Genomic DNA, 8,263 nt, shown 5'->3' on the forward strand with positions numbered 1-8,263 from the left:
CGTGCACAGGACGTCAGTCGCGTTCCAGTTCGATATCGATGCCCAGAGAGCGGATTTCCTTGACCAGCACGTTGAAGGATTCGGGCATGCCGGCGTTGATGGCGTGCTCGCCCTTGACGATGCTTTCGTACACCTTGGTGCGACCCTGCACGTCGTCGGACTTGACGGTCAGCATTTCCTGCAGCACGTAGGCAGCGCCATAGGCCTCCAGCGCCCACACTTCCATCTCCCCGAAACGCTGGCCGCCGAACTGGGCCTTGCCGCCGAGCGGCTGCTGCGTCACGAGCGAGTACGGACCGGTGGAACGGGCGTGCATCTTGTCGTCGACCAGGTGGTGCAGCTTCAAGAAGTGCATGTAGCCCACGGTGGTGGGACGGTCGAAGCGCTCGCCGGTGCGACCGTCGTACAGGTAGGCCTGCGTGCGCGTCGGGGTCAGCCCCTTGGCTTCAGCCACCTCGTCGGGATAGGCAATGCGCAGCATCTGATGGATTTCCTCTTCCGAGGCGCCATCAAACACCGGCGTGGCAAACGGCATGCCGGTCGTCAGGTTCTGCGCCATGCGCATGACCTCGTCGTCCTGCAGGTCTTCGAGGTGTTCCTTGTGGCCGGAACAGTTGTAGACCTTGTCGAGGAAACCACGGATCTCGCTCATGGCAGCCTGCTTCTGGAGCATGTCGCCGATGCGCTGGCCAATGCCCTTGCCGGCCCAGCCCAGATGCACTTCGAGCACCTGCCCGACGTTCATCCGCGAAGGCACACCCAGCGGGTTGAGCACGATGTCGGCAGGCGTGCCGTCGGCCATGTAGGGCATGTCCTCGATCGGGACGATGCGGGAGACCACACCCTTGTTGCCGTGACGGCCGGCCATCTTGTCACCCGGCTGCAGGCGGCGCTTGACGGCCAGGTACACCTTGACCATCTTGAGCACGCCAGCCGGCAGCTCGTCGCCCTGGGTGAGCTTCTTGCGCTTTTCCTCGAACGCCAGATCGAAATTGTGACGCACCTGCTCAAGCGACTTCTTGACGCTTTCGAGCTGGTCGGCCACGGCATCGTCGGCCGGACGGATGTCGAACCACTGGTGCTTGTCGATCCCGTCGAGATAGGCAGCCTCGATCGCGCTGCCCTTGGCGAGCTTCTGCGGTCCTCCGTTGGCCACCTTGCCCAGGAGCAGCTTGCGCACGCGGTCCATGGCATCGATTTCCACGATCCGCATCTGGTCGTTGAGATCCAGACGGAAGCGCTTGAGCTCGTCGTCGATGATCTGCTGGGCACGCTTGTCGCGCTGGATGCCCTCGCGGGTGAACACCTGCACGTCGATCACGGTGCCGGAGCTGCCCTGATCCACGCGCAGCGAGGTGTCCTTCACATCGCTGGCCTTCTCGCCGAAGATCGCACGCAGCAGCTTCTCTTCGGGAGTCAGCGTGGTCTCGCCCTTGGGCGTCACCTTGCCGACCAGCACGTCGCCCGGCTGCACCTCGGCTCCGACATAGATGATGCCCGAGTCGTCGAGACGGTTGAGCTGAGCCTCGCTCAGGTTCGGGATGTCGCGGGTGATTTCCTCGGCCCCCAGCTTGGTGTCGCGGGCCATGACCACCAGTTCCTCGATATGGATGCTGGTGTAGCGGTCCTCGGCCACCACGCGCTCGGAAATCATCACCGAGTCCTCGTAGTTGTAGCCGTTCCACGGCATGAACGCGATCAGCATGTTCTGGCCGATGGCGATTTCGCCCAGATCGGTCGACGCGCCGTCCGCCACCACATCCCCCTTGGCCAGACGCTCGCCGCGCTTGACGATGGGACGCTGGTGAATGTTCGTGCTCTGGTTGGAACGCTGGTACTTGATGAGGTTGTAGATATCCACACCGATTTCACCCGGCACGGTCTCTGCGTCGTTGACACGCACCACGATGCGCGTCGCATCGACATAGTCCACCACACCGCCGCGACGGGCCGTCACCACGGTGCCGGAGTCGACGGCCGCCACGCGCTCGATGCCCGTGCCCACCATGGGCTTCTCGGGACGCAGCACCGGCACGGCCTGGCGGGACATGTTGGCACCCATCAATGCGCGGTTCGCATCATCGTGCTCCAGGAAGGGCACCAGAGCGGCCGCCACCGACGAAATCTGCGCCGGGGACACGTCCATGTACTGCACCTGGGCCGGGTCGATCAGCACCGACTCGCCCTTCTCGCGCGCCGACACCAGCTCGCCAGTCAGACGCCCCTCGGCGTCGAGCTGGGCATTGGCCTGCGCAATGATGTACTTGCCTTCCTCGATCGCGGACAGATACGACACCTCGTTGGTCACCTTGCCGTCCACCACCTTGCGGTAGGGCGTCTCGATGAAGCCGTATTCATTCAGGCGTGCATAGAGAGCCAGCGAGTTGATCAGACCGATGTTCGGACCTTCAGGCGTTTCGATCGGGCACAGACGACCATAGTGGGTCACGTGCACGTCGCGCACCTCGAAGCCGGCACGCTCGCGGGTCAGACCGCCCGGGCCAAGCGCCGAAACGCGACGCTTGTGCGTGATTTCGGACAGCGGGTTGGTCTGGTCCATGAACTGCGACAGCTGGGAAGCACCGAAGAACTCCTTGAGCGCCGCGGAAATTGGCTTGGAGTTGATCAGGTCATGGGGCATGAGCGGTTCCTGCTCTGCCTGCCCCAGACGCTCCTTCACGGCCTTCTCGATGCGGGCCAGACCGGTGCGGAACTGGTTCTCGGCCAGCTCACCCACGCAGCGCACGCGACGATTGCCCAGGTGGTCGATGTCATCGACTTCGCCGCGCCCATTGCGCAGCTCGACCAGCAGCTTGACCACGGCCATGATGTCCTCGTTGGACAGCACCATGGAGCCCTCGGCCTCATCGCGTCCGATACGGGCATTGAACTTCATGCGGCCCACGCGCGACAGATCGTACGTATCCTCGCTGAAGAACAGGCGGTGGAACAGAGCCTGCACGGCATCCTCGGTCGGCGGTTCGCCGGGACGCATCATGCGATAGATCGCCACACGAGCCGCAAATTCGTCGGTCGTGTCGTCGATGCGCAGCGTCTGGCTGATGTAGGCGCCATGATCGAGCTCGTTGGTATAGATGCAGGCGATGTCCTGCACGCCTGCCTCACGCAGCTTCTTGAGGAGTGCCTCGGTGAGTTCCTCGTTGGCCTTGGCAATGATCTCGCCAGTGTCCTGATCGACAATGCCCGACGCCAGCACGCGGCCAAGCAGAAAGTCTTCCGGCACACTCACATGGGTGGTGTTGGAAGCTTCCATCTCGCGCACATGCTTGGCCGTGATGCGCTTGTCCTTGGCCACCACCACCTTGCCGCTCGGATCGGTGATGTCGAAGCGGGCAACCTCCCCCTTCAGACGGGCGGGCACAAATTCCATCTGCGCGCCGCTGTCCATCAGGCGGAAATTGTCATTGACGAAGAAGTTCGCCAGGATCTGCTCGTTGTTCAGGCCAATGGCCTTGAGCAGAATCGTCACGGGCATCTTGCGACGGCGGTCGACCCGGAAATACAGGATGTCCTTGGGGTCGAACTCGAAATCGAGCCAGGAACCACGGTACGGAATGATCCGTGCAGAGAACAGCAGCTTGCCGGAGCTGTGCGTCTTGCCCTTGTCGTGTTCGAAGAACACGCCCGGGCTGCGGTGCAGCTGGCTCACGATCACGCGCTCGGTGCCGTTGATGATGAACGAGCCCTTGTCGGTCATCAGGGGCACTTCGCCCATGTAGACTTCCTGCTCCTTCACTTCCTTGACCACCTTGGACTGGGCCGTGGAGGCGTCGCGGTCATAGATGATGAGCTGCACGCGGGCGCGCACGGCCGACCCGAAGGTCAGGCCACGGGTCTGGCACTCCCACACATCGAAGGTGGGCTTGGCCAGGTTGTACTCCACGAACTTCATCTCGACATAGCCGTTGTGCGAGACAATCGGAAACGCGGATTCGAACGCTGCCTGCAAGCCCTCATGCCGGCGCTTCTGGGGAGGCACATCCGCCTGAAGGAAGGCCGTGTAAGCGTCGCGCTGCATCTGCAGCAGATAGGGAATCTTCAGCACGCTGTCGCGGGTGCCGAAACTCTTGCGAATGCGTTTGCGTTCGGTATAGGTATAAGACATGAACTCTCCAGGTGAAGACGTTGGCTGGGTGTGGCGGTAAGTCTTTCCTCGAATGAATGACCAGGTGGTGCCGGCTGGTCAACTTGGTGGCTGGCCCCTACCAGCCATGGCAGACGGCTGCGCATTGCACGCAGCCCGAACCAAGGGTCTTCCGCCATCGGGAACAGAAGACACTTTCAAGCACTCGGCATCATCATGCCAAATCCTGCGCTTGAAGGTGCGATCTGGGGAAATGGCCCTCCATGCTGTCCCTCCTCCGCCTGCACGGACGACGACAGCATGGCGCCATTCACAGAAACGCCAAAGGCTGGAACACCTTCGAGAGATGTTCCAGCCCCCTGCGGCAACCCAATTACTTGAGTTCTGCCTTGGCGCCAGCGTCTTCGAGCTTCTTCTTGGCAGCTTCGGCGTCGGCCTTGGGCATCGCTTCCTTGATGGTCTTGGGAGCGCCGTCGACCATGTCCTTGGCTTCCTTGAGGCCCAGACCGGTGATTTCGCGGACCACCTTGATCACGCCAACCTTTTGTGCGCCGGCTTCGGTCAGCACCAGGTCGAACTCGGTCTTTTCTTCGGCAGCAGCGGCAGCACCGCCAGCAGCGCCACCAGCAGCAGGAGCAGCCATAGCAGCAGCGCTCACGCCGAACTTCTCTTCGATGGCCTTGACCAGCTCGTTGAGTTCCATCACGGACATGCTGTCCAGAGCGGTCAGAAATGCGTCTTTATCGAATGCCATTTTGTATCTTCCTGAAAAATGAGATGGGGGATGGGGGAAAGTGCGCCTGCATCACGCTGCAGCGGCAGCACCTTCGCCCTTTTTCTCGGCCAGAGCCGCGAGCACGCGTGCCGTGCTCGACATGGGCGACATGAGCAGGCCGCACAGCTGCGACAGCAGCACTTCCCGGGTGGGAATGCTGGCCAGCTGCTTGACGCCGTCCACATCGAGTGCCTTGCCGTCATACACACCACCGCGCAGGACCAGCTTGTCGTTGGTCTTGGCAAAGTCAGCCACCACGCGGGCAGCTGCCACGGCGTCCTCGGAAAAGCCGTAGATCAGCGGACCGGTCATCTGGTCGACCGCCGACTCGAAGCTGCTTCCAGCCACGGCACGGCGCGCCAGAGTGTTCTTCAGAACGCTCAGGGTGACGCCGCTTTCGCGTGCCTTGGTACGCAGCTCGGTCATGCTGGCCACCGTCATGCCACGGTATTCCGCCATCACGAGCGTCTGAGCTTTAGCGGCGAGGTCGGTCACTTCTTTGATGACCGCTTCTTTCTCACTGCGATTGAGACTCAAGATGTACTCCTTGAATATGTGCGCCGGACCATTCCGTTCGCACGCCCATAAATCAAGCGACCAACTCACTTTCGGGCCCAGGGTGAATCTGCATCCACTCCAGGAAATCCGTCCGGTGCGGGATCGCCATCTGCGCTGGCTGATGGATTAAGTCCCCAGACTCCTTGAAGCCCAGGAACACCAGCGGTCTTGGATGACCCGACCCCCTTTGCAGACCATGCATGCACGGCCCAGACGAGAGAATCGACCCATCACCTGCATCCCGTGCAGACACGGGATGCAAATTGCGTCATCGCTGACCGGACAATCAGGCTGCGATGGACTGCGTGTCGACGCGAACGCCCACACCCATGGTGGAGGAAACCGCCACCTTGCGCAGGTACACACCCTTGCTAGAAGCCGGCTTGGCCTTGTTGAGGGCCTCGATCAGTGCAGCCAGGTTGGCCTGCAGCTTGTCGGCTTCGAAGGAACGACGGCCGATGGTGCCATGCACGATCCCTGCCTTGTCGACACGGAACTGCACCTGACCAGCCTTGGCGTTCTTGACAGCCGTGGCCACATCGGGAGTCACCGTACCCACCTTCGGGTTCGGCATCAGGCCGCGAGGCCCCAGGATCTGACCCAGGCTGCCGACAACGCGCATGGCATCGGGAGCAGCGATCACCACGTCAAAGGGCATGTCGCCAGCCTTGACCTGGGCGGCCAGTTCTTCCATGCCGACGATATCGGCGCCGGCAGCCTTGGCTTCCTCAGCCTTGGCACCCTGCGCGAACACGGCCACGCGCTTGGTCTTGCCCGTTCCGTTGGGCAGCACCACGGCGCCGCGCACCACCTGGTCGGACTTCTTGGCATCGATGCCGAGCTGCACAGCCACGTCGATGGACTCATCGAACTTGGCCGTAGCACAATCCTTCACCAGCTGAAGAGCATCAGCCACCGGATACAGCTTGCCGCTGTCGACCTTGCCTTGCAGGGCTTGTTGCTTCTTGGTCAGTTTGGCCATGTCACACTCCCTCCACGGTCACACCCATGGAACGGGCGGAACCAGCAATGATACGAACGGCAGCATCCAGATCGGCGGCGTTCAGATCCTTCATCTTGGTCTTGGCGATTTCCTCGAGCTGCGCACGAGTGATCTTGCCGACCTTGTCGACGTGGGGCTTGGAAGACCCCTTGTCGAGCTTGATGGCCTTCTTGATCAGCGTGGTAGCCGGAGGCGTCTTGATGATGAAGGTGAAGCTCTTGTCGGCGAAGGCAGTGATCACCACGGGCAGCGGCAGACCGGGCTCAACGCCTTGGGTCTGGGCGTTGAACGCCTTGCAGAATTCCATGATGTTCAGACCGCGCTGGCCCAGAGCAGGACCGATCGGCGGCGACGGATTGGCTTTGCCAGCCGGCACTTGCAGCTTGATAAAGCCGACGATTTTCTTCGCCATACTTTTCTCCTTGCGGGTTCAACGCCTGCCACAGCAGGCTCCCCGGGGTTACAGCCCATCAATCGACATGCGCCAGCCGGGCATCGAAGCCGGCGCACCATATCCGTCAGGTCTTCTCGACCTGCGAAAACTCAAGCTCCACCGGAGTGGCCCGACCAAAGATCGTGACCGACACGCGCAGCTTGCTCTTCTCGTAATTGACTTCCTCGATGGAGCCATTGAAATCGGCAAACGGGCCTTCCTTGACACGAATGGCCTCACCCACTTCGAACTCCACCTTGTGACGCGGCTTCTCGCTGCCTTCCTGCATCTGCCCGACGATCTTCTGGACATCTGCCTGCGAGATGGGGGTGGGACGATTGCGCGCCCCCCCCACGAACCCCGTCACCTTGCTTGTTTGCTTGACGAGATGCCAGGTCTCGTCATCCATGATCATCTCCACCAGAACATAGCCCGGAAAGAACTTGCGTTCGGTGGTGCGCTTCTGACCATTCTTGACTTCCACGACCTCTTCGGTGGGCACCAGAATGCGCCCGAACTTGTCCTGCATGCCGGCACGCGTGATGCGCTCCTGGATATTGCGCTCCACGGCGCGCTCCATTCCGGAATAGGCCTGCACGACATACCAACGGAAGTCGGGATTGGCAGGCGCTTCAAGCAGCATACTGGACATATTTATCTCCACCCCAGAACCAGGCTGTACAGGACCCACTCAAGAAGCTTGTCCACCAGCCAGAGAAAGAGCGACATGGTCACCGCAAAGGCAAATACAAACAGCGTGGTTTGCGTTGCCTCTTTGCGCGTGGGCCACACCACCTTGCGCATCTCGCGCACAGAATCCTGCCCAAAGCCCCACAGCGCACGACCGGCACCCGACGTCATGAAGATCGCCACACCAGCCAGCACCCCAATCAGGAGGGCACCCCACTGCGCATAAGCGCCTTGCGCTCCTAGCAGGAAATAGGCAACAAAGCCTGCCACGACCAGAAGGGCAGCTACAGCGAGCCGCGCCTTGTCGGCTCCCGTATTGACTGTTTCGACCTGAGATGTAGCCATTGAGGGCAATTCCGATAACGGTGCCACTCGTTGAGAGCGACACAAGAATACGCTGCGAATTCAGCAAAGCTTTTGATTCTACCTTGCCTCATGCAGACAGTAAAGCCCGCACAAGGCGGGCTCTCTTTTTTGCCACACTTAGGTGGCAGGGGCAGTAGGAATCGAACCTACAACCTTCGGTTTTGGAGACCGACGCTCTGCCAATTGAGCTATACCCCTATAACCGGATTACTCCAGGATCTTGGCCACAACGCCAGCGCCGACGGTACGGCCGCCTTCGCGGATGGCGAAGCGCAGACCTTCTTCCATGGCGATCGGGGCGATCAGCTTGACGGTGATCGTCACGTTGTCGCC

7 protein-coding genes, 1 tRNA gene and 1 pseudogene are annotated in these 8,263 nt (G+C 61.1%); all 9 read right to left on the bottom strand.

Annotation, left to right across the window (positions count from 1 at the left end; genetic code table 11):
* Positions 1-13: 13 nt before the first annotated feature.
* On the bottom strand, positions 14-4,126 hold the full coding sequence (gene rpoB, locus ACE3P9_RS11150) for a DNA-directed RNA polymerase subunit beta (protein ID WP_374494221.1): 4,113 nt from the start codon (positions 4,124-4,126) through the stop codon (positions 14-16).
* Between the two features lie 352 nt (positions 4,127-4,478).
* Positions 4,479-4,859 (bottom strand): 50S ribosomal protein L7/L12, encoded by a 381-nt coding sequence (gene rplL / locus ACE3P9_RS11155; RefSeq protein ID WP_374494223.1) that lies wholly within the window; start codon positions 4,857-4,859, stop codon positions 4,479-4,481.
* A gap of 51 nt (positions 4,860-4,910) precedes the next feature.
* Positions 4,911-5,417, bottom strand: coding sequence for a 50S ribosomal protein L10 (gene rplJ, locus ACE3P9_RS11160; protein WP_374494224.1), 507 nt, complete (start codon positions 5,415-5,417; stop codon positions 4,911-4,913).
* 307 nt (positions 5,418-5,724) lie between these two features.
* Positions 5,725-6,420 (bottom strand): 50S ribosomal protein L1, encoded by a 696-nt coding sequence (gene rplA, locus ACE3P9_RS11165; protein WP_374494226.1) that lies wholly within the window; start codon positions 6,418-6,420, stop codon positions 5,725-5,727.
* Position 6,421: 1 nt separating this feature from the next.
* On the bottom strand, positions 6,422-6,853 hold the full coding sequence (rplK, locus tag ACE3P9_RS11170) for a 50S ribosomal protein L11 (RefSeq protein WP_374494228.1): 432 nt from the start codon (positions 6,851-6,853) through the stop codon (positions 6,422-6,424).
* Between the two features lie 106 nt (positions 6,854-6,959).
* Positions 6,960-7,526 carry a transcription termination/antitermination protein NusG gene (gene nusG / locus ACE3P9_RS11175; RefSeq protein ID WP_374494229.1) on the bottom strand — a complete coding sequence of 189 codons (567 nt, stop codon included), beginning with the start codon at positions 7,524-7,526 and terminating at the stop codon, positions 6,960-6,962.
* A gap of 2 nt (positions 7,527-7,528) precedes the next feature.
* Positions 7,529-7,909 (bottom strand): preprotein translocase subunit SecE, encoded by a 381-nt coding sequence (gene secE, locus ACE3P9_RS11180; RefSeq protein WP_374494231.1) that lies wholly within the window; start codon positions 7,907-7,909, stop codon positions 7,529-7,531.
* Positions 7,910-8,052: 143 nt separating this feature from the next.
* Positions 8,053-8,128: transfer RNA gene (locus ACE3P9_RS11185), tRNA-Trp, on the bottom strand.
* 9 nt (positions 8,129-8,137) lie between these two features.
* A pseudogene (tuf, locus tag ACE3P9_RS11190) lies at positions 8,138-8,263 on the bottom strand (elongation factor Tu); the annotation flags it as partial.

This window comes from Allobrachymonas sp. (genome assembly GCF_041912815.1).
Taxonomy (GTDB): Bacteria; Pseudomonadota; Gammaproteobacteria; order Burkholderiales; family Burkholderiaceae_C; genus Brachymonas.